General features: G+C 49.1%; 22 protein-coding genes and 1 riboswitch. Of the genes, 10 read left to right on the top strand and 12 right to left on the bottom strand.

Annotation, left to right across the window (positions count from 1 at the left end):
• Together B3Z75_RS09350 and B3Z75_RS09355 are read right to left on the bottom strand one after the other, a co-directional pair.
• Positions 1-716 (bottom strand): bifunctional metallophosphatase/5'-nucleotidase (locus tag B3Z75_RS09350; RefSeq protein WP_294070678.1); only part of this gene is annotated, 716 nt, incomplete at its 3' end.
• A gap of 11 nt (positions 717-727) precedes the next feature.
• Complete coding sequence (locus B3Z75_RS09355) at positions 728-1480, bottom strand: 5'-nucleotidase C-terminal domain-containing protein (protein WP_294070681.1); 753 nt, start codon at positions 1478-1480, stop codon at positions 728-730.
• Between the two features lie 224 nt (positions 1481-1704).
• Between B3Z75_RS09355 and rplS the strand changes: the two genes are divergently transcribed.
• On the top strand, positions 1705-2055 hold the full coding sequence (gene rplS / locus B3Z75_RS09360) for a 50S ribosomal protein L19 (RefSeq protein WP_294070684.1): 351 nt from the start codon (positions 1705-1707) through the stop codon (positions 2053-2055).
• 200 nt (positions 2056-2255) lie between these two features.
• Positions 2256-2978 (top strand): DNA repair protein RecO, encoded by a 723-nt coding sequence (recO, locus tag B3Z75_RS09365; protein WP_294070687.1) that lies wholly within the window; start codon positions 2256-2258, stop codon positions 2976-2978.
• A gap of 43 nt (positions 2979-3021) precedes the next feature.
• On the opposite strand, the gene B3Z75_RS09370 is transcribed toward recO, so the two are convergent.
• The 4 genes from B3Z75_RS09370 to B3Z75_RS09385 all read right to left on the bottom strand — a co-directional run bounded on the left by B3Z75_RS09370 (position 3022) and on the right by B3Z75_RS09385 (position 7263).
• Entirely contained in the window at positions 3022-3648 is a 627-nt protein-coding gene (locus tag B3Z75_RS09370; protein WP_294070691.1) for a thiamine diphosphokinase, read from the bottom strand.
• Positions 3649-3726: 78 nt separating this feature from the next.
• A complete protein-coding gene (ric, locus tag B3Z75_RS09375) occupies positions 3727-4452 on the bottom strand; it encodes an iron-sulfur cluster repair di-iron protein (protein ID WP_294070694.1) in 726 nt (241 codons plus the stop codon).
• 75 nt (positions 4453-4527) lie between these two features.
• Positions 4528-6774: a nitric-oxide reductase large subunit gene (locus B3Z75_RS09380; RefSeq protein ID WP_294070697.1), complete on the bottom strand. Its 2247-nt coding sequence runs from the start codon at positions 6772-6774 to the stop codon at positions 4528-4530.
• 54 nt (positions 6775-6828) lie between these two features.
• Positions 6829-7263 carry an RrF2 family transcriptional regulator gene (locus B3Z75_RS09385; protein WP_294070698.1) on the bottom strand — a complete coding sequence of 145 codons (435 nt, stop codon included), beginning with the start codon at positions 7261-7263 and terminating at the stop codon, positions 6829-6831.
• A gap of 358 nt (positions 7264-7621) precedes the next feature.
• On the opposite strand from B3Z75_RS09385, the gene B3Z75_RS09390 reads away from it, so the two are divergent.
• The 5 genes from B3Z75_RS09390 to B3Z75_RS09410 all read left to right on the top strand — a co-directional run bounded on the left by B3Z75_RS09390 (position 7622) and on the right by B3Z75_RS09410 (position 13788).
• Positions 7622-8590 (top strand): thiamine pyrophosphate-dependent dehydrogenase E1 component subunit alpha, encoded by a 969-nt coding sequence (locus B3Z75_RS09390; protein ID WP_294070701.1) that lies wholly within the window; start codon positions 7622-7624, stop codon positions 8588-8590.
• Between the two features lie 134 nt (positions 8591-8724).
• Positions 8725-9726, top strand: a complete 1002-nt coding sequence (locus B3Z75_RS09395; protein ID WP_294070704.1) for an alpha-ketoacid dehydrogenase subunit beta — start codon at positions 8725-8727, stop codon at positions 9724-9726.
• Between the two features lie 11 nt (positions 9727-9737).
• Positions 9738-10844, top strand: a complete 1107-nt coding sequence (locus B3Z75_RS09400) for a dihydrolipoamide acetyltransferase (protein WP_294070707.1) — start codon at positions 9738-9740, stop codon at positions 10842-10844.
• 65 nt (positions 10845-10909) lie between these two features.
• Complete coding sequence (lpdA, locus tag B3Z75_RS09405) at positions 10910-12622, top strand: dihydrolipoyl dehydrogenase (RefSeq protein ID WP_294070710.1); 1713 nt, start codon at positions 10910-10912, stop codon at positions 12620-12622.
• Positions 12623-12792: 170 nt separating this feature from the next.
• Positions 12793-13788: a lipoate--protein ligase gene (locus B3Z75_RS09410; protein ID WP_294070713.1), complete on the top strand. Its 996-nt coding sequence runs from the start codon at positions 12793-12795 to the stop codon at positions 13786-13788.
• Here the strand turns inward: B3Z75_RS09410 and pnuC are convergent.
• Together pnuC and B3Z75_RS09420 are read right to left on the bottom strand one after the other, a co-directional pair.
• Positions 13737-14345, bottom strand: a complete 609-nt coding sequence (gene pnuC, locus B3Z75_RS09415) for a nicotinamide riboside transporter PnuC (protein ID WP_294070716.1) — start codon at positions 14343-14345, stop codon at positions 13737-13739. The two genes, B3Z75_RS09410 and pnuC, sit on opposite strands and share 52 nt — an antisense overlap.
• Positions 14346-16577 (bottom strand): TonB-dependent receptor, encoded by a 2232-nt coding sequence (locus B3Z75_RS09420; protein ID WP_414702890.1) that lies wholly within the window; start codon positions 16575-16577, stop codon positions 14346-14348.
• Between the two features lie 217 nt (positions 16578-16794).
• A riboswitch (TPP riboswitch) is annotated at positions 16795-16891 on the bottom strand.
• A 200-nt stretch (positions 16892-17091) separates the two neighbouring features.
• Between B3Z75_RS09420 and B3Z75_RS09425 the strand changes: the two genes are divergently transcribed.
• Positions 17092-19374 (top strand): RelA/SpoT family protein, encoded by a 2283-nt coding sequence (locus B3Z75_RS09425; protein ID WP_294070722.1) that lies wholly within the window; start codon positions 17092-17094, stop codon positions 19372-19374.
• A 46-nt stretch (positions 19375-19420) separates the two neighbouring features.
• On the opposite strand, the gene B3Z75_RS09430 is transcribed toward B3Z75_RS09425, so the two are convergent.
• The 4 genes from B3Z75_RS09430 to miaB form a co-directional block, all read right to left on the bottom strand.
• On the bottom strand, positions 19421-19804 hold the full coding sequence (locus B3Z75_RS09430; protein WP_294070725.1) for a hypothetical protein: 384 nt from the start codon (positions 19802-19804) through the stop codon (positions 19421-19423).
• The gene (locus B3Z75_RS09435) at positions 19801-20178 is read right to left on the bottom strand and encodes a phage holin family protein (RefSeq protein WP_294070728.1); all 378 of its coding nucleotides are present in this window, start codon (positions 20176-20178) and stop codon (positions 19801-19803) included. The genes B3Z75_RS09430 and B3Z75_RS09435 overlap by 4 nt, the downstream gene beginning before the upstream one ends.
• 25 nt (positions 20179-20203) lie before the next feature.
• A complete protein-coding gene (locus B3Z75_RS09440; protein ID WP_294070731.1) occupies positions 20204-20446 on the bottom strand; it encodes a YtxH domain-containing protein in 243 nt (80 codons plus the stop codon).
• A 151-nt stretch (positions 20447-20597) separates the two neighbouring features.
• Complete coding sequence (gene miaB, locus B3Z75_RS09445) at positions 20598-21935, bottom strand: tRNA (N6-isopentenyl adenosine(37)-C2)-methylthiotransferase MiaB (RefSeq protein WP_294070733.1); 1338 nt, start codon at positions 21933-21935, stop codon at positions 20598-20600.
• A 268-nt stretch (positions 21936-22203) separates the two neighbouring features.
• On the opposite strand from miaB, the gene B3Z75_RS09450 reads away from it, so the two are divergent.
• Positions 22204-22758 (top strand): hypothetical protein, encoded by a 555-nt coding sequence (locus tag B3Z75_RS09450; protein WP_294070736.1) that lies wholly within the window; start codon positions 22204-22206, stop codon positions 22756-22758.
• Between the two features lie 26 nt (positions 22759-22784).
• The coding region (locus B3Z75_RS09455; RefSeq protein WP_294070739.1) for a succinate CoA transferase at positions 22785-24250 on the top strand (1466 nt) is incomplete at its 3' end.

The following is a 24250-nucleotide window of genomic DNA, read 5'->3' on the forward strand; positions in this document are numbered from 1 at the left end:
AGGTAGGTGTGACTATGCCCTCCCAGAATCAGGTCGATGTGCTGGGACGACTCTGCCAGCTGCTGATCGGCCTGGTAGCCCAGGTGGGAAATGCAGATGACCAGGTCGCACTTATGCTCAATACGAAGTTTTTCTGCCAGCTCATTGGCTGTCTTTGTGGGGTCCAGAAACTTCATACCCTTGTAATTGGCGGTAGCGATCAACCCCTTTGGTTGAATGTTGATGCCGATAACGCCGATGCGCAGTTTCCCTTTCTTCAGAATCAGATAGGGCTTGATCATGCCGGAGAGTGCGGTACCCGAAAAATCGTAGTTGCTCGACACAAAGGGAAAATCGGACAGCCGGACTACCTTCTCAAGTACCTCCATCCCGTAGTCAAACTCGTGATTGCCCAACGTGGCTGCGTCGTACCGCATCAGGTTCATCGCTTTCACTTCTACCTCTCCCTTGAAAAGGTTGAAGTAGGGTGTTCCCTGAAGAAAATCTCCCGCATCAAAGAGAAGGACTTGCTTGTTGGCCTCCCTTACCTGATTAATGTAGGTTGCCCTGCGTACTACTCCTCCCAGGCCGGGAGTGCTCCTGTCGGTCGCAGGCAGTGGCTCAATACGGCTGTGGGTATCGTTGGTGTGCAGGATTACAAGTCGCTCCCGGGCAAAGAGCGTGGGGGAAAACGATAAAAAAAGGCTGATCAGCAGGAGGGGAAACATTCTGTTCATAGATGTCGGGGTTATCTGTTAATGACTATGCGCCCGTCGAGGGTGGAGACGATCTCATTGCCCCGACGCGTTTGTTCTCTCACATACCCGATCATCACATCCCGTAGTGTAACGCCCGTATCAACGCGCAAGAGTGCGTTTCGGAATGCAGACATGTTGTCGTTGCCTTCCGCGAGATAATCAAGGGTGACGATGTGATAGACCTTATCGTCGAGAATGGGCCTGCCGTCAATAGAAACACTTTTTACTTTTCCTCCTTCGGTAACGAGTTTCACATTCGAGGAGATGCCCGCACCGCCGATGCGTGCATAAGCGTCAAATATTTTTTTCAGGTCACTCCCTCTCAGCTCCAGGAAGGTGATGGCGTTGTCGAACGAATAGATCTCGTAGAGATTGCCCATGGTAATCTCTCCCTTTGGCAGGGTGGCTCGATGGCCGTGGACATTCATGACGCCCACATCGGCGCCGTTGGGCAGGTGCTCATCGCCATAGCCCTTCATGACATCAGATGTGAGATTGGTCAACAGGCTCTCGGGCCGTTTGTAATCCATATACTGAGCCGAATAGCCGATGATCTCATCCATCTCTCGGTCGAGCACGGTCTTGTACGATTGCACAAGTGCCTGCATCTTCCGGTCCGGTTGGATATCGAATGTGGAGTCCATCTTCACGATAGTGCCGGACACCTGGGTCACGTAGTAGGGCTGTTTACACGAAAACAGAAGGATTGCCAGAAAGGCAACCGGGATTATTTTTATACGCATTCTAAATTAGGTAAGAGAGCGTGAAACCGATTATCTGGCCAAAAATACGCAATTTTACATTGACAGCCAATAACGGTTTTATAAATAAACATTAAATAATATTTTGTGCGGAAGTTTAAAGAATAATTACTACCTTTGCATCCGCTTTGCGTAATCTCTGTCGGCATCGTCCTGTCATATTGCGTTGAAACAAAGTTAATTATTAACAAAAAGCTTTACTCAAGATGGATTTACTAAAAATAGCAGAAGCAGCCTTTGCGAAGGAAAAGAAAGAATTCCCTGCGTTCAAAAGCGGCGACACCATTACGGTGGCTTACCGTATTGCGGAAGGGAACAAGGAACGTATACAGCAGTATCGAGGGGTGGTCATTAAGATTTCAGGCCACGGAGATTCAAAACGTTTTACCGTAAGAAAAATGTCCGACAACATTGGTGTGGAACGTATTTTTCCGATGAACTCACCTTTCATTGAAGATATCACGCTCAACAGCGAAGGGAGAGTGCGCAGAACCAAATTGTATTACCTGCGTAAACTGCGTGGAAAAGCTGCCCGTATCAAGAAGAAAATGTATTGAGAAGCGCAGCAGGCAAAAGAAAGAGAGGGTGTATCACAATGGTGATTTCACCCTCTTTTTATTCGGATATCTATCTGAGAACATATCCCAATATTCATTTCTCAGGAGGTTAAATTTTATTTTGAGACAGCCTCTTTTTTTATGTTTTGTCTCTTCGCCGGTTTTCCCTATATTTGTACAGGATAATCCCAAATCTCATCATGCTCCACAAAACGCAAGGCATCGTACTGGGAGTCTCGCCCTACAATGACATTTACGGCATTGTGCAGGTGTTTACCCGCGACTTTGGCAGAGTCTCCTATCTGCTGCCCCGGTCATACGGCAAAAAGTCGAAATTGAAAATGTCGCTTTTTTTCCCGCTGTCGGTACTTGATCTGGAGGTGGAGCACCTGCCGTTACGCGAGCTACACCGCCTGAAGGAGGCTGAGAGGCAATTTCCGTTGTACGATCTCTGCACGAACATGACCAAAATATCGGTGGCATTTTTTCTGTCTGAATTTTTATCGCGTGTGCTTCGTGAGTCGGATCATAACGAATCGGCCTTTGACTTTATGAAGAACTCGGTGGAGGCGCTGGAGGCTGCCGAAAAAGGGGTGGCGAACTTCCACCTGGCTTTCATGTTCGGACTGACCCGTTTCCTGGGTATTTATCCAAATGTGAAATGGGAAGGGAAGCATCGTTTTTTTGATCTCATGCATGGTGAATTCGTGAAGAACATGCCGCAGCATTCACACTATCTGAACGGGACGCAGAGTGATTTTCTGGTACTCCTCCAGCGAATGAATTACAGCAACATGCATCTCTTCCGCTTGTCGCGTAATAACCGGAATACCATCGTGGACTACCTGCTGGAGTATTACCGTTTGCACATCTATGATTTTCCACCATTGAAATCGATCGACATCCTGCGGGAGCTGGCGTAATGCACAAGCGTGCGTAATGACCGGGGGAATATGGTGCCGGAATTTATGCGTATAACCTGAAGACAATCACTCTCCCCTGCGACTCAAGGGCGAAGGTGGTGCCCAGCGATTCGTTCAGCGTACCCTGCCACCAATTGGTTAGTATCCGTTTGTTGAGCGGGTATTTCAGGTTGTGGGTGGTTATGCCGGCGCGGTCTATCGGAAAGAGAGAGACTTGCTGGCCCCTATGGCTGGCAAATTCAGCAAAGCCCCGCATCGGGGTAAAGATGCCGTAATTTGTAACCATGATAACCTCTGCCATCTCCATGTAGTCGGCCAACAGCGAAATATTTCCCAACGTATGATCCTCCCGGTAGCCGGTACCCCCCACGATTACAATCTCTCTTCTCTTGCTTTCTACGCAAAACAGGACTGATTTGGTGAGGTCGTTGGTCTCCTGATCGGAATTGGGATGCAGGATGTGTGCGAAGCGTATCCGGTTCTCCACGGAGATGGAGTCGCAATCGCCGACAATCGCGTCGGGTTTGCCGCCACGGGCGATAAAATCGTTGGCCGCACCATCGGTGCAGACTACGTATTCCGCTTTTTCAATCAGGGAGAGCGGCAGAGGGTGACTTGGGAAGCGTCCGTTGGCAATGATTACCGTCGAAGCCTTTGGCAAAATATCCATACAGGTGTTATTTTTGACGTGAACAAAGATACAAAAGAAGCGACAATTTATGCCGCTTCCAGCCTGATTTGTATTCGGTTATTCCTGTAGCGCTTGCTCGAGCGCGATGGACTTCGGGAAGAGAATGTTGTTTTCCAGATGAATATGACGGTGCAAATCATCCTCAAATTCATTCAACAGGTTCAGCGTCACCCGGTAGGTGTTGCAGGCATCTTCGGGCGGGGTATATTCGCCCGTGAGCTTGCTGATTGTACGAAATCGTTCTCCCTCGGTATCGTGTTCGCGCTCCATCTGGGCGATCATAGCCGCTACCAGTCCGGCTTTCGACCGGGGCATCTTTTCGCCCGACAGCTCTGCCTTTACCAGCTGGCGTATATGAGGGAACAGCATCAGTTCCTCTTTCCTGAGGTGAGCTGACAGGGCGCCGGCAGACTCCAGGAATAGCTTTTCCACTTCCGCCAGCTCGGGGTGGTTTCCTCCATGTACCTGCACAATCTTGCGCAGGAAGGGCGTGATCTCGGGAATCTTGGTGTCGATGTAACGGTGGTGCGTTTTTTCAATGTAGTCCACTAGCAGGTCGAGCGGAAAGGCCTGGAAGTCAATACCGCTTTCTTCTTTCTTGTTTACCACAGCCAGCAACTCGTTGATCAGCTTTTCTTCGTCCAGCTGTTTGTCGCGACTTGCATCCCCAATGGTTCTGTTCCCGTTGCAACAGAAGTCGATGCGATATTGTTTGAAAATGGAGGCGGTCTTGTAGTTTTCCGCCACAATTTTTCCGATAATACTTTGGTTGTTGATGTTCATAATATATTGAAGTTTAATAGAGAAGCCGCTTGCAGATGTGCGCTGCTACGGCGGCTTCGCAGATGAGTAAAGTACCTACGGCTTATCCGCAGGATTTTTCCTTTTTTTGATGGTAAGCTGGTATACAAACCAGAACAGGGTAAGGGTGCCGATGGCAAAGATGGTGTCGCCGAAGATGCGCATCCACTTGAAGACCGCAACCAGGGGCTGTTGCATGAACTCAGCTGAGCGGGCGTACCACATCCCTTCGTTCACGCTGGCTACGGTTTGCATCATCCCTACAGGCAGGAGACTCAACACTACCATCAGCAACAAGCCGGCGTTGAGCGTCCAGAAAGTGAATGAGATAAGCTTTTCGTTCCATTTCTGTTTTCGGTACATGCTGCGCAGCACAAACAGAATAAGGCCGATGCCCAGCATGCCGTACACGCCAAAGAGTGCCGCATGGCCATGTACGGGCGTGGTGTTCAGTCCCTGCATGTAATAGAGTGCAATGGGCGGGTTGATGATAAACCCGAAGATGCCGGCACCCAGAAAATTCCAGAAGGCTACCGACAGCAGGAAGTAGATGGGCCACTTGTAATCTTTCAGCCATTCGGTGGATTTGCTCATACGATAGTTGTGGTAGGCCTCGAATCCGATCAGGATGAGCGGCACCACTTCCAACGCACTGAAGGTGGCTCCCAGTGCCATCACGGCTGTGGGTGTGCCGGTGAAGTAGAGATGGTGAAAGGTGCCCAGAATGCCTCCCGTGAGGAAAATGACCGTGGCAAAGAGCACGTTGTTCGTGGCTGATCTGATGCCCAGTAATCCCATGCGGGTAAAAAGGAAGGCGGCGACTACCGTGGCAAAGACCTCAAAGAATCCTTCCACCCAGAGGTGTACCACCCACCAGCGCCAGTATTCTGCTACGGCCAGGTTGGTTGTCCGCCCCCACATTAGTCCGGCAGCATAAAACAGGGCGATGGCAGCACATGATATGAGAAAGAGAATGAGCAATCCTTTTTCGGCCGTTCTTTTTTTGATGATCGGCAGGATGGGACGTATCATGAGTGCCAGCCATAAAAACAGACCGACCACAAGCAGGAGTTGCCAGAAGCGTCCCAGATCGACATACTCATAGCCCTGATGGCCAAACCAGAAGTTGTCGACCAGGTTGAGTCGTTGCATTACGCCAAACCATTGCCCGATCAGTGAGCCGCCTACCACAATGATGAGTGCGATAAACAGGATGTTGACACCCGGTTTTTGGAGTTTCGGATCTCTGCCACTCAACGACGGAGCGATGTAGAGGCCGGTCGCAAGCCAGGCGGTGGCTATCCAGAAGATGGCCAGCTGTACATGCCAGGTGCGGGTGATGGAGTAGGGGATGATGCCGGTGATATCGATGCCGTAAAAACCGCCACCCTCCACTCCGTAGTGTGCCGTGATCACTCCCAGGAGCACCTGTGCCAGGATTAACAGGTTTACCACCCAGAAATATTTCTTTACCGCCCACATCGAGGGAGTGATGGTTTGGTTCATCAACGGGTCTTCCACCGGCTTCAGGATCTCTTCCTGACGGGCGCGAGCCTGCACAAAGATCATGATGCCGATTCCAATAAGCAGCATGATGATGCTGAAGCCGGTCCATAAAATCAAATCACTGGTAGGTACGTTGCCTATCTGCTCGTCAGGTGGCCAGTTGTGTGTATAGGTGATCTCCTGCCCCGGACGGTTGGTCACGCAGGCCCACGATGCCCAGAAGAAAAATTGTACCATCTTGTCCATGCGCTCTTCCGTCTTGATGGTGTTCTTCGCGATGGCGTAAGAGGCACGGAGTTCGTTGAGCGCGGGGCTGTTCATGAAGAGGCCGGCGTAATGTGCTTTGTTGTGAAGAAAAGCTTCGTAGCGTTCAGCGCTGATTACCAATATTCCTGAGGCCTCGTCGTAGGTGTTCCTTCGTAAGAACGACTGAAGCCTGCTCTGCAAGGTGGCTTTCTGTTCATTTGAAAGTGAATCGAACAGGTTGCCATAAGTCTCCTCCGACCATTTGTTCAGCAGAAACTGCGCCTCACGATGAAGGTAGTCGGCCGTCCAGTCGGGTGCCACGTAAGCGCCGTGTCCCCAGACGGTGCCAATCTCCTGGCCACCGATACTTTGCCAGATGTTCTGACCCTCCTTGATTTCTCTCCCGGTAAATAGTAATTTGCCCGTCTCGTCTACAACCTGTTCAGGTACGGGCGGAGCTTGCTGATAAATCTGGTTGCCGTAAAATAACAGCACGGCAAACGAGACAACAATTACTGCCGCCAATGCAATCCATAATTTTTTCTGTGACATACTGAATCATTTGTTAGAGGTTAGTAATAGTCAATGGTTATTTCCCGAAAAAAATTATCGAATTAAAAGAGAATCCTTGTTTTTTAACCCCATGGCCATTTCGTAGACCGTGGTGTGTTGTAATATCTCATTCATCTCGCTCCGGATGGGCTCTACCGATTGATGCATGGGACAGGGGTGCTCTCCGTTGCATTCTCCCAGTCCCAGTACACAGCCTTCGAAAAACAGATCACCCTCAATTGCCCGCACAATATCGGAAATGGTGATGTCGTGAAGTTTGTCGTGGCTGATTTCAAATCCACCGTGGGGCCCGGTATAGGAATCAACGATGCCATGCCTCGATAAAGAACCCAACACTTTCCCCGTAAACGCTTCGGGGGAACCAATCTGCTGCACAATGTCGCTCATTTTGGAACGTGTCTGCCTGAGCGATTGTTGAGCAATATACAAAACTGCCTTGATGCCATATTCGCAGGTCTTCGAAAACATGATGCGATCTCCTTTCCTTTTACTATTTTTCGCCTCCGGTCATTGCAATGAGAAACATTTTTTACCGGATTTGGCGATCATCTCACATGGGTTGTGGCGACAAAGATATCGAATAATTTTAATTACAGACAAAAATGTCTTTAATTTTTTATCACATTCTTTCTTTTTGTCGGACAGGCAGTTGAAATTGTTGCTTCTTGCTATCGAAGGCAAAGCTTAATAAAATATAAATACCGTTCCTTTTCAAACAATCGCTTCCAACAGCTGTTGTTATGTAGAATCATTCTAATTATATTAACATTCACAAACGACTTTTGATTAAGGAGCTATTATGGCGAATAAAAATTCAGGAAAAAAGATGAATATACCCAAAGAAAAGCTGCTGGAAATGCACAGGGCTATGCTGGATATCCGCAATTTTGACAATAAAGTCAACCGGTTGGTAAAGAAAGGTGTCGTGCCTGGGATGACTCACTTCTCGGTGGGCGAAGAGGCGGCAAACGTGGGCGCCATCGCGGCCATTGAAAGAGGATCTGACCTGATCACCTCCAATCACCGGGGACACGGACAAAGTATAGCGCTGGGGATTGATCTAAACGCAATGATGGCCGAGATCATGGGGAAAGCCACCGGTACCTGTAAGGGGAAGGGCGGTTCTATGCATATTGCCGACCTCGATGGAGGCAACCTCGGTGCAAACGGTATTGTGGGAGGAGGCATGGGAATGGCTATCGGTGCTGCGCTCACACAGAAAATGAAAAATACCGGCAAGATTGTTGTTTGCTTTTTTGGCGATGGTGCCGTGAATGAGGGAACCTTTCACGAGACCCTGAATCTGGCATCTGTCTGGAAACTGCCTGTAATTTTCTATAGCATCAACAACATGTATGGGATCAGTACCCCTATTAAGGATATGATCAATATCGACTACAACTATCAGCGTGCTTCTTCGTACGGTGTTCCCGGCCATTTTATCGAAGACGGGAACGATCTGATGGCCGTTTACACTAAATTTGAGGAGATCGTAAAATATGTCCGCGAAGGAAATGGCCCCGTATTGGTGGAGTCGATTACCTATCGCTGGCTGGGACACTCTACCTCTGACCCGGGGAAATACCGTACCAAACAGGAGGTGGACGAATGGAAGAAAAAAGACCCGATAGCCCGCTTCAGGGATTATCTTCTCAAAAACAACCTGGCTTCCGGCGAGGAGATAGCGAAGCAGGAAGCCGCTTCGGAAGAAGCCGTGGAGGAGTCGGTTAAATTTGCCCTCAGCAGTCCGGAGCCCACCCTGGAATCGGCTTTTGAAGATATATATGCACCCTGACAGAAGTCTGGACAATCAATAGAAAAAAGGGCCCGCACTGGCGTCCGTAAAAAAATTAAAAACAGCACAAGCAACAGTTAGGTGAAATCGTGGACAAGCGTCTGACTGCGAAGAAAATAAACAGGTTTAATCAAATGAAAACAGAAACTAAGTTAATGTCCGTACGCGATGCAATCATCATGGCTATGTCGGAAGAGATGCGCCGCGACGAGAACGTGTTCCTCATGGGAGAAGATGTTGGTGTCTTTGGCGGTGATTTCGGCACCTCGGTGGGGATGCTGGAGGAGTTTGGCAAAGAGCGGGTAAGAGATACACCCATATCGGAAAATGCCATCTCCGGCGCCGCCATTGGTGCCGCCATGACCGGCATGCGCCCCATTGTGGATGTCACGTTCATGGACTTTATCGTGTATATGATGGATAACATTGTGAACCAGGCTGCCAAAACGAGGTATATGTTTGGTGGCAAAGGGCAGATACCGGTGGTATTCCGTGCTGCCGCAGGCGGTGGCGTGGGGTCGGCAGCCCAGCACTCTCAGTCGCTCGAAGCCTGGTTTACTCACATCCCCGGACTCAAGGTGATTGCCCCGGGTACCCCTGCCGACGTGAAAGGATTGCTCAAAGCAGCCATAAGGGACAACAACCCGGTGATTTTCCTGGAATACAAAGCACAGTATAATATGAAGGGAGAGGTACCCCTCGACCCCGATTTTGTGCTGCCCATCGGCAAGGCAGAAATTAAAAAAGAAGGGAAAGATGTGACGGTGGTTACCTATGGCCGCATGCTGGAGCGTGTGATGAAGGCTGCCGAAGAGGTGAAAGAAGCAGAAGGTGTGGAGGTGGAGGTTGTGGATCTGCGTACCCTCTCTCCGCTCGATAAGGATACGGTGATTGAGTCGGTGAAGAAGACCGGCAAGGTGCTGCTGGTGAACGACGCCCATAAGACGGGCGGATTTATTGGCGAGGTGGCGGCAACAATAGCCGAGAGTGATGCTTTCGATTATCTGGACGGGCGGATTCTGCGACTGGCAGGCGAGGATGTGCCCATTCCCTACAATCAGGCACTGGAGACCGCCATGATCCCGAGTGTGGATCGCATAAAAAAATATATCCTCAGATTGGTCAATAACCGATAAAAAAGAAGTGAATGGAAAACAGGAAATTGAGAGCAACGCCGGCAGCAAGGACTTTGGCAAAACGTCTGGGTGTGGACCTGTTTCACGTGACCGGCACCGGTTATAAGGGACGCATCCACAAGGATGATATTGCCGGTTTTAACTACGAGGAGAAAACACATATTTCTCCTCTTGCACAACGGATTGCCGATGAACATAATGTCGACCTGAGGGGAGTGACAGGTAGCGGTTACGGGAACAAGATCATGAAGGATGATGTGGTGAAGCTCCTCTCCGACCCGGCACTCAAGGATCGTTTTACGCTGAGCGATTTTGGGGACCGTATGTTGACGTCCTTTGCTGCAGGATCCAAACCTGCTTCTGAAAGTACCCGGAAAGATCAGGCCTCACCACAGACTGTATCACAGACTGCATCGACAGGCGACACTGAAACCGTGCCCATGCCCCAGATGCGTAAGATCATTGCCAAACGAATGACGGAAAGTTATTTTGGCGCCCCTACTTTTATCCAAACCTGGGAGGTGGACATGACGGAGCTGCTGGCTCTGCGCAAGCGGCTGATGGAACCAATTAAGGAGAAAACCGGGAAGAAGCTGACGGTGACCGACCTGATCTCGATGGCGGTGGTGAAGACATTGACGAAACACAAATATATCAACGCCAGCCTCAACAAGGAGGGTACGGAAATAACCTTCCACAATTATGTGAATCTGGGCATGGCGGTGGGTCTCGACGAGGGTTTGTTGGTGCCGGTAGTGAAGGGAGCCGACAAGATGTCGTTGAGTGAGTTTGTGGTTGCCCTGAAAGATCTCACCGAACGTACATTCTCCAAGAAGCTGCTCCCCGACGAACAGGCCGGAAGTACCTTTACCATCAGCAACCTGGGGATGTATGCCGTGGATGAGTTCACCGCGATCATCAATCAGCCTAACGTTGCTATCCTGAGTGTAGCATCCACAAAAGAGAAGGTGGTACCCCAGAACGGTGAACTGGTTGTCCGCCCCATAATGAAGATAAGCCTCACCTGCGATCACAGGGTGATTGACGGGCTCACGGGCGCCAGGTTTATGACCGACCTGAAAGCGGCAATGGAAGATCCACTGACGATTTTTATTTGAATACACAACACAGAAGACGCAGAACAGTGAGAGGTGACAACAGATAAACTGAAAACTAAAAAAATATGGCATTTGAAATAATCATGCCCAAGGCCGGTATTGACATGACCGAAGGGCAAATAGTGAAGTGGTTGAAGAAAGAGGGTGATACCGTGACCGAAGGGGAGATCATCCTTGAGATCATGACCGACAAGACCAGTATGGAGATTGAGGCAGAAGCGTCGGGAATTCTGCTGAAGATTGTACATCAGGATGGGGAGACTGTTCCCGTGACGGAGGTGATCGGTTATATCGGGAATGAAAATGAATCGGCCGATACCCTCATACCCGAGGTGATTGAAGATACCGGCGCAGAGGAGAGCGAAGAGGATAAACGGATGATCCGCCTGGAAGATAACTATAACGTTGCGGTGATTGGCGGCGGACCTGCCGGCTATGTGGCTGCTATCCGTGCGGCACAGCTGGGTGCCAGGGTAGCCATTGTGGAAAAGGGCACCTTTGGGGGTACCTGTCTCAATGTGGGCTGTATCCCATCAAAGGCTTATCTGAAGAACGTGGAGATCATCGAACATATTCGCAATGCCTCGGCGCGGGGTATCCTCATCGATAGCTCCCAGATTAAAATCGATATGGAGAAGGTGCTGGCATTCAAAAACGGGGTCGTGAAAAAACTGACCAGTGGCGTGGAGGCACTTCTTAAAAGCAACGGGGTGGACATCTACAGGGGTATAGGCAAGATCAACAAAAACAAGGATGTGGTGGTCAACGACTCCCGGATCATCAAGGCGGACAAGATTATCCTTGCAGGCGGATCGAAAGTGTTTATGCTGAATATTCCCGGCATTGATAACGAGAAGGTACTTACCAGCGACGATCTTCTGGATATCCGGGAGGTACCGGAGACGTTGGCTGTCCTGGGGGGGGGCGTAATCGGCGCCGAAATGGGTCTTTCCTTTGCAGGACTTGGCTCCAGGGTGATCATTGTGGAGATGATGGATCAGATAGTGCCGATGTTCGACAACGACGTCACTTCAGAACTGACTCGCATCGTCAAAAAGAAAGGAATTGAGGTGATTACCGCTGCACGCATTACCGGGGTGCTGGATAAGGGCGACAAGCTGGAAATAAAGATCGACGGCAAAGAATCGGTCATCGCCGATAAAGCCCTTCTGGCCATTGGGCGTGTGCCTGATCTGGAAGCGGTGGGCGAGGTGAAGCTCGAGACAGAAAAGGGCCGGATCAAGGTGGACAACTATATGGAAACCAGCGTGAAGGGTATTTATGCCCCCGGTGACGTGAACGGCATCAAAATGCTTGCCCACGTAGCCTTCCGCATGGGGGAGGTGGCTGCCGAAAACGCGGTGAAAGGCAATCATCGCTCCATCAAGCTGCTCTCGGCCCCGTCGGTGGTATACACGTTGCCGGAGGTGGCAATGGTGGGGCTAACCGAAACACAGGCCCGGGAGAAGTATGGAGACGATATCCGCATTGGACGGTTTAATTTTTCGGCCAACGGTCGTGCGCTGGCTTCGAGTGAGGCCGACGGATTTGTGAAGGTGATTGCCGATAACCGTTATGGCGAAGTGTTGGGTGTCCATATCATCGGTCCCTCTGCTGCTGAGCTCATCACCCAGGCATCGCTGATCATGGAGATGGAGATCACGGTCGATGAGGTGGTAAATACCATTTACGGGCATCCCACATACTCGGAGGCAATCTTTGAGGCGTTTGCCGATGTGTTGGGCGAGGCGGTGCATATTCCGAAGAAGAGAAAATAATTGTCTCGAAAATAGAGACTCAGTTTTATAGACATTCGTGAAAAGAAGATCGGTTGACACTCTGTGGGGGTGTAGGATTGATCTTCTTTTTTTATCTTTGTAGGTTCCGATGTTTCGGAGTTTCAAGGTTTGTCCATAAACTTAATAACTTAATAACAACATAACGTTCCATGATCTATATAGTCAACAAATCTCGCAAGCCCGATTTTAATATTGCGCTGGAAGAGTATTGTTTCAAAAAACTGTTGCAGTACGACAAAGTATTCATTCTCTGGATCAATGAGCCCTCTATCATTGTGGGGAAGCATCAGAATACGCTGGCGGAAATCAACGGTAGTTTTATCCGGGAGAACGGTATTCATGTGGTGCGGCGAATATCGGGGGGAGGTGCAGTTTATCACGACCTGAACAACCTCAATTACACCATCATCTCCAATGAGGACGACGATAGTCGGACATTCGACTTTAAAGCCTTCTCGGAGCCGGTTATTCAGACATTGAAAGAGCTGGGTGTGACCGCAAAGTTTTCCGGCAGAAACGATCTGACCATCGACGGCAAAAAAATCAGCGGCAACGCACAGGCCTATATCGAGGGGCGGGTGATGCACCACGGATGCATCCTCTTCGATGTGGACCTCACGGTGCTTTCCCGGGCACTGGAGACATCCAAAGATGTTGTGGATGCCAAAGGAGTGAAGTCGGTACGCAGCCGCGTGGACAACATCCTTCCTAACCTGCCGGAGAAGATTACCGTGACCGAGTTTGCGGATAAGATTCTGGCACACATGAAGCAGAAATACCCGGAGATGAGGGAGTACCTCTTCAGCGATGAGGAGTTGGTGGCCATTGAAGAAAGGCGCCGCAAAAAGTTTGGCAGCTGGACCTGGAATTTTGGCAGCAACCCCACTGCGGAGATCGTGCGTGAGCGACGTTATCCCGCGGGGAAGATGCAACTGTTTATCAATACAAAAAAGGGTGTCATCGAAGATATTTCTTTCTTTGGTACTTTCTTCGGGGTAAAGAGCGACCTTTCGGAGGTGCAGGAGCGGTTGAAAGGCGTGAAATACAGTCCCTCAGAAGTCCACGAGGCTCTCGCTTCATTCGATACGACTCCCTACTTTGCCGGCTTCACCGTCGACGAACTTACCGATGCCATTATCGGTTGACGCTCCATCATCCGTTTCCATTTGATATACCCGAACAACGAGATCACCGTGTAAATGGCAAAAAGAACGGATGTGGGGTAGAGGCCTTTCCAAAGGTAAAGCCCGCAGGAGATCAGATTGACTACGAACCAGCACCCCCATTGTTCCAGATGTTTGCGGGCCAGCAGCCACATGCCGATGACACTCAGGGCGGTGGTGAGGCTGTCGCCATAGGGCACGGGGCTGTCGGTATGTTGCACCAGGATATAGGCAATGACGACAAAAAGCACCATGCCGGCAACCACAAGAGGCAGTATGTGGCGCCGTGGAGTGTGGGTAATGGGCAGCTCCTTCTCTTCCTGCCGTGAATGACGGGTCCAGTATATCCAGCCATAGATGCTGGCGAAAAAATAGTACACATTTATTCCCATGTCGGCATAAAACTTGCTCTGGAAGAAGATCCACACGTATACCACCGGCATCACGACGCCCACCGGCCATAGCCACTTGTTGGCTTTGTATTCGAGGTACAAATAAAGCAGGCCGATGACGGCGCCGATCAATTCAATGGTTTGCATTTAAAATCTTATTGTGATGCTTGCCAGTGCGTTTGTTCCCGCCTGGGTAAAGTAACGCTTTTCATTAACCCGTTTCCCGTCCAGGTAGTAGCTATACCAATTGTAACCGTTTGTTTCGTACTCCACATTAAACAGGTTGTTTACCCAGACACCCAGGGTTACCGATTCGAGATGGGGGAGATCAAAGGAGTAGCTTGCGCGCAGGTTGTTCACGAAATAGGCATCAATACTGCGTTGCTTGCTGGAGGTATTATCCAGATACTGTTGCCCCACATAATTGCTGTGCAGGGCTGTTTCGAAACCGCGGTAGGAGAACGAAAGGATGCTGTTGGCGATGATGTCGGGGGAGTAGGCGATGTTCGTGTTACCCAGCTCGTTGGATCGGGAGTCGACCCAGTTCCAATCTGCATCGTATACATCGACATCCTGCTCCACAAAATTCTTAATCTTGTTTTGACTGAATGTGACGTTGCCATCCCAACGCAATAAGGGGCTTATTTGTACGCCTCCGGTCAGTTCGATTCCCGCGCGGTGGCTGTCGGGTATATTGGTCGTTAGCATCTCTCCTATTTCGCTGATTTTCCCTGTGAGAATCAACTGGTTGTTGTATTTCATATAATAAATATTCGCACCGAAACTGGCGACAGGAGATTGATATCGGTATCCTATTTCGGTATCGTACAACCGCTCACTGGTAGGCTTGTCGTTGGGTCCCGCGTCGGTGTAGTTGTTCCTGTTTGGTTCACGGTTGGCCACGGAGAATGAAGCGTAGAGGTTGTTCCGGTTATTCAACCGGTAGGTTGTACCCACTTTGGGGTTGAAGAAGGAGAAGGTATGCTCTTGCGTGATATCGCGCATCGCATTTGCCGTTTCATCGTATTTATCATCCTTGCCCCGCATGTCATACGCTATGTAGCGGTATTGTGCATCGGCATATACAAACAGATCACGTATCGGCTCCACATTTAATTTCAGGTAAATGTTTGCATCATTTTTTTTACTTTTGCTGCGATACCACTCTTTGTCGGGGTCGAAACTGTTTGGATGGCGTACCCACAAGACTTTCCCGAAGTGATCACCTTCATACGAGTTTGCGCCTCCACCGAAGATCAATCCGAGTTGCTCCCGTGTATAATTCAGCGCGAAGGTGGCTCCGTAGAAGTCGTTATCGAGCCATTTTTGGCGGATAAGATCCGTTTTTTTCCGTTCCACGCCGTTTTCCACAGCAGGGGTGAGCAGGTATTCAACATACTTCCGGTCTGTTCGGTATTCCTCATAAAAGCCCTTCCCCGCCGTGTAATGCAAAGCTGCGTTGAGATACAGGGATGGGGAGAACTGATGCATGGCATGCAGTTGGTAATGTGTTTGGGTATAATTGTCGGTTTGGTTATTGTAGAACTTCACATGGCCTTCGTCATCGGTATACCGCCCCAAATCGTTGTAGCTGCGTGAGTAGTTCAATGGATCGCGTCGCACCAGATCCAGGTCTACACCGTTCCAGGCCTGGTATGTTTTTTCTTTCCCTCCGAATGTGACAAATTTAAGAACGGTATTTTCAGCCAGATATGCTCCGGCGAGATAATATGAGCGCATGTTTACCGATGCCCTGTCGATATACCCGTCGGAGGCGATTGTTGAATACCGTCCATCTATGGCGAAACGGTTGTTGATAAGGCCTGTACCCGCTTTCAATGTGTTGCGGCTGGTATTGAATGAGCCGTAGGATGAGCCAATTTCGGCATATGGCAACCGGCTCACGTTCTCGGTCTGCATGTTCACGCTCGCGCCGAATGCTGCGGCACCGCTTGTGGATGTTCCCACGCCCCGTTGTACCTGGATGGAAGAGAGAGAAGAGGCGAAATCGGGCATATTGACAAAGAAAACACCATGTGATTCCGAATCATTCAAAGGTACGCCGTTTACGGTGATGTTGATACGATTGGCATCCGTCCCGCGTATGCGAAAGCCGGTGTATCCGATGCCTGTGCCGGCATCGGAGGTAACGATAACAGAGGGTTCGAGAGACAAAATGTAGGGAATGTCTTGTCCCGAATTGCGTTCGGAGATGGCACTCCCGGTAATGTTGCTGTGCGTCACGGGTGTGTTGCTTCCTGCCCTTGTAGCCGAGACAACCACCTCTTCGAGCTGAATGTGATTCAGGCTGTCGGGCGCTGCTGCTTCATCCGAGTTGGCTACTAGTTGATAACCTGCTGCTGATAAGCTTATCAGCATAAACAATAAAAATACCTTTTTCATACGACTAATCTATTTTTTAATTAATGAGTATGGAACTCGCGATAATCATGTTCATAATGTAAACTGATTAAAATGCTCGTTTCATTTTCTTAAAAATTTTAGATGAATCTTGCCATACAGCGGATTCATCGGTTGTTAGTGAAATAAAAAAGGGGAATAATATAAGATGTATACCATAGAAAGCGTCACTGGAACGTGAGCACTTTTTTTTCCCTCCGCCGGCATTATCCGGATCAGGTAATTTGGGTATGATCTCAGCCCGTTTGTCTGGGGCACCCCTGTGAAAGGCAAAGGTACGTACTTTTGTGCAATAAACAATAACCCCGGTCTTTTTAACATTTGGTGATCAGCATCGAAGGAGAAGCCCCTCCTGCAGCTTTCAACGTCCCGCCGTACAAAAAATAGCGGCAGGATTTCATTTATCTGCTGATTTATTTGTAATTTCGTTTACTTATAAAGCGCCTGCCAAAAAGCAGTCTAAGAAAAGCATATGAACGACGAAGATAAATTGACAGTAGATGATCTGATGATAGAGGAAGAATTTCAGGGGTTGCTGAATGATTACCTGAATTCCAACCACCGTCGTAAGGTGGATATCATCACAAGGGCTTTTAACATGGCAAAGGAGGCACACAAAGGTGCCCGCCGCCGTTCCGGTGAACCCTACATCATGCATCCGCTGGCAGTAGCCCGTATCGTATCTAAGGAGATGGGGTTGGGATCGACCTCTATTTCGGCGTCGCTGCTTCACGATGTGGTGGAAGATACCGATTACACGGTCGATGATATCCGTGCCCTGTTTGGGGATAAGATTGCGCAGATTGTGGACGGGTTGACCAAGATATCGAGCGGGATGTTTGGCGAGAACGTATCGGCACAGGCAGAGAATTTTCGGAAGCTGCTGCTCACCATGTCCGATGATATCCGGGTAATCCTGATCAAGATTGCCGACAGACTGCACAACATGCGCACACTCTCTTCCATGGCTCCGACGAAGCAGTTTAAAATTACCGGGGAAACCTTGTATATATACGCCCCGTTGGCACACCGGCTGGGATTGTTTGCCATCAAAACAGAACTGGAAGAGCTCTGTTTCAAGTACGAGCACCCCGAGGCTTTTGCCGATCTCACGAAGAAGATTGAAGAGACCGCGCCCGAACGGAATAAAATTTACGAACATTTTGCTGTGCCAGTCGTCAAGGCTCTTGACAAAATGGATATAAAGTACGAGATGAGGGCTCGCGTAAAGTCGGTCTATTCCATCTGGAACAAAATGCAAAACAAAGGTATCGAGTTCCACGAAGTGTACGATCTGTTCGCTGTACGTATCATCTTTGAGGTCTTTCCCGGCATGGATGAAAAGAAGCAGTGCTGGGACATCTATTCCGCCATCACCGATATCTATAAGCTTCGTCCCGACCGTATCCGTGACTGGGTGAGCCATCCTAAGGCAAACGGATATCAGGCCCTTCACCTCACTGTGATGGGACCCGACGGGAAGTGGATTGAGATACAGATCAGAAGCCGGCGGATGGACGATATTGCCGAAAAGGGATTTGCAGCCCACTGGAAATATAAGGAGAACAGGATCGAGGAAGATAACGAACTGGACAAGTGGTTGAAGACCATCCAGGAGATTCTTTCCAACCCGAACCCCAATGCCATTGACTTCCTGGATACAGTGAAGATGAACCTTTTCTCGTCGGAGATTTTTGTATTTACTCCCAAGGGAGAGATCAAGACGCTGCCACAGGGGGCCACCGCACTCGATTTTGCATACACCATCCATACACGGATCGGAGACCATTGCCTGGGGGCAAAAGTAAACCATACCCTGGTGCCGCTTAGCCAGCAGCTACGCAGCGGCGATCAGATAGAAATCCTCACTTCACAGTCGGTCAGCCCCCAGCCGGAATGGCTCAACTTTGTGACTACGGCGAAAGCGCGGACAAAGATTGAAGCGTCGTTACGACGGCAACGGAGACGCATTGCCGAGATTGGAAAAAACAAGCTCGAAGAATTGTTCGACAACGAACCTATTGACAATGCGTTGTTCAACAAGATTCTGCATGCCTATAAGGCCGAAAACAAGGAAGACCTCTACTTCTTGATCGGGCACAACGACGTCACCCTGCCGGCCAGCAAAAATGCATTCTTTAAGATCAAGGAAGAACCGGAAAAGCAGGATAATCTTTTTGTGCGTTACATGAAGCAGGCAATGAGTGCCATTAAGAAGCCGTCATCCGACCAGAAAGGTGCAAAGAAAGAATCGGATTCAGCCATTTTTTCAATGGGGACGGAGAGGTCCAAAATTGACCGGAAAGAAATTTACCAACTTACAGAAACCAAGTACCGGAAGAACTTCGTCGTTCCGGAGTGCTGTAACCCCTTGCCGGGCGATGATGTGTTCGGCTATATTACCGAGAAAGAGGAGGTGGAGGTACACAAGCGTTCCTGCCAAACAGGACTGAAGCTGAAATCGAGTTTTGGCGACCGTGTCATCGCCGTGGCGTGGGGTGATTATCGCCAGTATTCCTTTCTCGCCTCCATCGCGTTCACGGGTATTGACCGTATTGGAATCCTGGGCATCATTCTGGCCAAGCTGGCAGAAGATGTGGTTGTGAATATTCAGAGTGTAAATGTTTCCTCCAAAGACGGAATCTTTGAAGGGGTCTTTAACCTGCATGTGCACAGCGCTGAGGAGGTGAATCAGCTCTGTGCCAAGATAGCAAAAGTGGACGGCGTTACCACCGTCCACAGGTCTCCTCTTTAATTAAATTACACGGATTGCCCTGACGGGGGCAGCGCGACCGGAATATTTATTTTTTGGTCCTTCTTTTTCTTCCGAACAGGGACGATGTGACCTTTTTTGCTGCAAAAGCGAGAATTGCCGGCTTTGCAACTCCCCACGTGATGGATCCTAAGAGCGGCAGATTTGACAGGGCAAAGTTAATCCATGGATTTCCCCTCCTGGTGACAAAAGGAGTCACGGAACGGGAAGATCCAACCGATAAAGTATCCATTGTTTCCACAAGCTTCGACTTTACAGATGAGGTTATACCCTTGGTGAGCATCGATCCCCAGTTGTCGTTCAGGTACTGTAACTGATAAGCGAGGCGCCGGCTGGCAATGGCCCGTTCTTCTCTCAATCGTTTTTTTTCCAGACGCAGTTCTTCAAGCGGAGTTAATTTATAGGTGCTCATTTTTTGCTGTTTTTTCCATCACTATCGTCGTTTTCCATAAGAAAACGCACAACACGGCTACTGAATTTTTTCTTGAAAGATTTCCCTACGAGCAGGATAACGAGGAGTATGAACAGGCTAAACGCAGCCACGATGGCAAACCCCGCCCAGGTGCTCTGCAGGACTTCACCCAGGTAAAATCCGGCTGCCACTAAAATAAACAAGAGTGCAAACAAAACAGAACCGGCCAATATAAGGCCGTATATGATTGCCGATGCACTTAAGCTGATCTTTTCATATGCTTCCAGCTTTCCGAGCTCGAGTGTGCTTGTGATAAATTTTGAAATGTCATTGCGCATTTGCTCGAACAACGTACTTACTTTTTTTTCTTCCATCGTATCCCGGGGTGTTAGAGGTCACTTATTGTTTGGCAAGTTCTTTCTTTGCAATTTCAGCAATATCGTCGATGTCTTCTTTCAAATCATGTACTTCGCTTTTTCCTTTGTATATCGCTGATTTTACATTCGTTTTTATCTTGTCTGCAAGTTCGTTGGCATGTTCCAGCCACTCTTCCCTCTTATCGGTTCCCATGATGTATCCTACGGCAGCGCCCAGTGCGATACCGATTCCTAAACCCAGTAATAATTTAGCTTCTGATTTCATAATTTTTGCGTTTAAAGGTGAATATTATTTTTACACAGTCGATGGTTCATTCGTTGAAAACCTCATTGATAAACCCTTTTAGGCTTACATACCTAAATAAACGTTTATTGGGCAAAAATGTTTTTACAAGTTTTCTTTTCTCTGATCCGGATCAGTCCGCAGTGACGGATGTCCCAAACATGGTGGCGGGAGTGAAGCCGGTCACCTTCACCCTCACAAACTCCCCAATGCGATGGCTCTTTTTGTCGAAGATGACCACCTTGTTCTGTTCAGTACGCCCGAAAAGCTGCTCCCTGGATCGTTTGGAAAAACCTTCCACCAAAACTTCAAACTCTTTCCCCAAATCTTTCTCGTTGCTTTGGCGCGACAGTTCCAGTTGCAGGTCTATGATCTCCTGCAGGCGCCTGTTTTTGATCTCTTCGGGAATGTTGTCCTCCAGCCTTTTTGCCGCATATGTGCCCGGCCGCTCCGAGTACTTGAACATGAATGCCGAGTCGAACCCCACTTCGCGCATCAGCGACAGTGTTTCCTGATGGTCTTCCTCTGTTTCGGAATGAAACCCGCACATGATGTCGGTCGACAGGCCGCAGCCGGGAATGATTCTTTTAATGGCGTCAATTCTTTCCATGTACCATTCCCTGTCGTAACGCCGGTTCATGAGTTTCAGCATGCGTGAACTTCCCGACTGCACAGGCAAGTGAATGTAGTTGCAAAGGTTCTTGTATTGCGCAATTGTTTCCAGCGTTTCGTCGTTCATATCCCAGGGGTGAGATGTGGTAAAGCGAATGCGCATTTGAGGTGCTTCTTCCGCTACCATGGCCAGGAGCTCGTGAAAGCGGATGGAGCCTTTGTCGTCCCGGTAGTGGTAGGAGTTCACATTCTGGCCCAAAAGAATGGCCTCCCTGAACCCTTTTTCCCGCATAACCCGTAGCTCGTTGAGGATGCTCTCCGGCTCCCGACTGCGCTCCCGACCGCGAGTGAAGGGTACGATGCAGTAGGTGCAAAACTTGTCGCACCCCCGCATGATGGAGATGTAGCCTGAGATGTTGCTTCCCTCCATCTTGAGGGGAATCACATCCTTATACGTTTCTGTTTTGGAGAGTTCGATGTTCATGGCTTTCTCGCCCCGTTCTGCTGCCCCCACCAGGTTGGGAAGATCGAGATAGGCATCGGGACCCACCACCACGTCCACATGGTGACGATCGATCAGCTCGGACTTCGCTCTTTCCGCCATGCATCCCAGTACCCCCACGATGAGGTTCTCTTTTCGTTTTCTTTTCAGCGAATTGAAGTATTCCAACCGTTGAATTACTTTCTGCTCTGCGTTCTCCCTGATGGAGCAGGTATTCACGAAAATAGCATCGGCGTCGCGATCACTATCAGTAAGCGTGTAGCCGTCCATCTCCATAATGGATGCTACCACCTCGGTGTCTGCCACGTTCATCTGGCAGCCGTACGTCTCAATATATAGTTTTTTTTCTGTTTGCATGATTCCTTTTTATCGGCTGTGATTGTCCGTTTTTTGTCACGTAAAAGCCCGTAAAAGTTAAATTATTCATTTATCGGACAAAATAGTTGGAAATATACCCGTAATGTCCTATTTTTGTGAAGGAAAAAATAAAATTTTTTCATAGTTAAGGTTTTGGTTAAATGTTCGGGAGAGTCTGTGAAGTCGCTCCCGAAATTTTTTTATCACCAAATACGCTTAATTACGCAAAAAATCACTATTTTTGTCCGGTTGCAAATTTAATCAAAATATGGAGTCCGGCGATATTATTTATTTGATCCTTCTGGTATTTTTCATGATATTGGGATTTTTTAATGATTCCAGGAAGAAGAAAAATCAGCAGAAACAGCAATCGGAAAAACCCTCTCACCCCTATTTTGATTTGCCTTCGCGTCCCTTTTTTGAGACATCCGATTCGGATATGGAGGCAGAAGATGAACTTCCTTCCTGGTTTGAGTCCCGGCCGGCAGTCAAACCCAGGGTTGCAACACCTCCACCACCCGTTGTGCGGGCCGAGGAAGGGAAATCGGTATTTCAATCCTCCATGAACCTGACGACCGATTTTGCAAAGGAGTCGTCGCTCAAAAGTTCCATTTTTGTCTACGACGCAGATGCTTCTTACGACAATGATCCTGATATGATTGATATGGCCGAAACCGCGGATTCCCAATCTCCCCATAAGCCGGCCGATGGGAAAAAGAGAGGATCCCTGCATCCGCTCCTCGCTGGACTGTACGGCGATACAAGTCGCGATGAGTTGCTCAAAGGTTTGATAATCGGTGATATCGTGCGTAGAAAATATTGACTTCACGCTAATTACATAACATATATATGGCTTTAAAATTTATCAGTGCTGAAGAGGCTGCGTCTCTTGTGAAAGATAATGACAACGTAGGCTTCAGTGGTTTTACCCATGCCGGCTGCCCTAAGGTGGTGCCGGTAGAGATTGCCAAGAGGGCAGAAGCAGAGCATGCCAAAGGCAATTCTTTCAAAATAGGCGTTTTTACCGGAGCCTCCACCGGCGACTCCATTGATGGGACACTTTCCCGCGCAGGGGCGATAAAATTTCGTACGCCTTATCAAACCAACAAAGATATGCGTGCTGCACTTAACCGGGGTGAATTTGATTTTTTCGACCTCCATCTGTCGCAGCTGGCACAGGAAATCCGATATGGCTTCCTTGGAAAAATCAATGTGGCCATTATTGAGGCATGCGAGGTAACGGAGAGAGGGGAAATTGTTCCTACCACCGGTGTAGGAATCACGCCAACGATCTGTCGTCTGGCAGATATTGTCATCGTGGAACTGAATAAGAAAGTGCCCGTGAAGTTGCGCGGAATTCACGATATGTATGAACTGCAGGATCCTCCCAAACGTCGTGAGATACCCATCTTTGAGGTTCAAAACCGGATCGGGCTGGACTATGTTAAAGTGAACCCCGACAAGATCTTTGTGGTGGAAACCGAAAAAGACGGCGAGGGTGGAGGGTTTGCTCCTCTTGACGAGGTCACTGCACGCATTGGAAATAACGTGGCCGAATTCTTCGTTGCCGAAATGAAAGCCGGACGTATTCCCGCTCATTTTCTGCCCATCCAGTCGGGTGTGGGAAATATCGCTAATGCGGTGCTGGGCTCCATGGGCAGTAACCCCGAGATACCCCGCTTCGAAGTCTATACCGAAGTAATCCAGGACGCAGTGATTGACATGATGCAGCAAGGCAACATCTCTTTTGCCAGCGGCTGCTCGCTCACCGTAAGCAACGAAGTGCTGCACAGGTTTTACGATGACCTGGCTTTCTTTAAAAATAAACTGGTGTTGCGCCCTTCTGAAATATCCAACAACCCCGGACTGGCCCGTCGCCTGGGGATTATTGCGTTGAACACAGCCATCGAGGTGGATATCTTTGGTAGTGTAAACTCCACCCATGTAAACGGTACCAAGATGATGAACGGCATTGGCGGATCCGGAGATTTTACCCGCAACTCCTATCTGTCGATCTTCCTGACTCCCTCTACGGCGAAAAATGGTGCTATCAGCTGTATCGTGCCCAAGGTCACGCACGAAGACCATACAGAACACTCCGTGAAGATTGTGGTCTCGGAGTACGGGGTGGCCGACCTCAGGGGCAAGGGGCCAAAGAACCGTGCAGTGGAGATCATTGAAAAGTGTGCACATCCTGATTATCGTCCTCTGCTGCATGAATACCTGAACCGGGGCGTGAAGGGGCATATTCCTCAGGATCTGTATGCCTGTTTTGCCTTTCACCAGGCACTTCAGGAAACAGGGAGCATGATGAA

The sequence above is a fragment of the Proteiniphilum sp. UBA1028 genome, assembly GCF_002316955.1.
In the GTDB taxonomy this organism is placed as follows: Bacteria; Bacteroidota; Bacteroidia; order Bacteroidales; family Dysgonomonadaceae; genus Proteiniphilum.

Excerpts from the sequence above, each read along its gene's own strand:
- B3Z75_RS09355 (WP_294070681.1), bottom strand. The coding sequence starts at position 1,480 with ATGCGTATAAAAATAATCCCGGTTGCCTTTCTGGCAATCCTTCTGTTT.
- rplS (WP_294070684.1), top strand. The coding sequence starts at position 1,705 with ATGGATTTACTAAAAATAGCAGAAGCAGCCTTTGCGAAGGAAAAGAAA.
- recO (WP_294070687.1), top strand. The coding sequence starts at position 2,256 with ATGCTCCACAAAACGCAAGGCATCGTACTGGGAGTCTCGCCCTACAAT.
- B3Z75_RS09370 (WP_294070691.1), bottom strand. The coding sequence starts at position 3,648 with ATGGATATTTTGCCAAAGGCTTCGACGGTAATCATTGCCAACGGACGC.
- ric (WP_294070694.1), bottom strand. The coding sequence starts at position 4,452 with ATGAACATCAACAACCAAAGTATTATCGGAAAAATTGTGGCGGAAAAC.
- B3Z75_RS09380 (WP_294070697.1), bottom strand. The coding sequence starts at position 6,774 with ATGTCACAGAAAAAATTATGGATTGCATTGGCGGCAGTAATTGTTGTC.
- B3Z75_RS09385 (WP_294070698.1), bottom strand. The coding sequence starts at position 7,263 with ATGTTTTCGAAGACCTGCGAATATGGCATCAAGGCAGTTTTGTATATT.
- B3Z75_RS09390 (WP_294070701.1), top strand. The coding sequence starts at position 7,622 with ATGAATATACCCAAAGAAAAGCTGCTGGAAATGCACAGGGCTATGCTG.
- B3Z75_RS09395 (WP_294070704.1), top strand. The coding sequence starts at position 8,725 with ATGAAAACAGAAACTAAGTTAATGTCCGTACGCGATGCAATCATCATG.
- B3Z75_RS09400 (WP_294070707.1), top strand. The coding sequence starts at position 9,738 with ATGGAAAACAGGAAATTGAGAGCAACGCCGGCAGCAAGGACTTTGGCA.
- lpdA (WP_294070710.1), top strand. The coding sequence starts at position 10,910 with ATGGCATTTGAAATAATCATGCCCAAGGCCGGTATTGACATGACCGAA.
- B3Z75_RS09410 (WP_294070713.1), top strand. The coding sequence starts at position 12,793 with ATGATCTATATAGTCAACAAATCTCGCAAGCCCGATTTTAATATTGCG.
- pnuC (WP_294070716.1), bottom strand. The coding sequence starts at position 14,345 with ATGCAAACCATTGAATTGATCGGCGCCGTCATCGGCCTGCTTTATTTG.
- B3Z75_RS09420 (WP_414702890.1), bottom strand. The coding sequence starts at position 16,577 with ATGCTGATAAGCTTATCAGCAGCAGGTTATCAACTAGTAGCCAACTCG.
- B3Z75_RS09425 (WP_294070722.1), top strand. The coding sequence starts at position 17,092 with ATGAACGACGAAGATAAATTGACAGTAGATGATCTGATGATAGAGGAA.
- B3Z75_RS09430 (WP_294070725.1), bottom strand. The coding sequence starts at position 19,804 with ATGAGCACCTATAAATTAACTCCGCTTGAAGAACTGCGTCTGGAAAAA.
- B3Z75_RS09435 (WP_294070728.1), bottom strand. The coding sequence starts at position 20,178 with ATGGAAGAAAAAAAAGTAAGTACGTTGTTCGAGCAAATGCGCAATGAC.
- B3Z75_RS09440 (WP_294070731.1), bottom strand. The coding sequence starts at position 20,446 with ATGAAATCAGAAGCTAAATTATTACTGGGTTTAGGAATCGGTATCGCA.
- miaB (WP_294070733.1), bottom strand. The coding sequence starts at position 21,935 with ATGCAAACAGAAAAAAAACTATATATTGAGACGTACGGCTGCCAGATG.
- B3Z75_RS09450 (WP_294070736.1), top strand. The coding sequence starts at position 22,204 with ATGGAGTCCGGCGATATTATTTATTTGATCCTTCTGGTATTTTTCATG.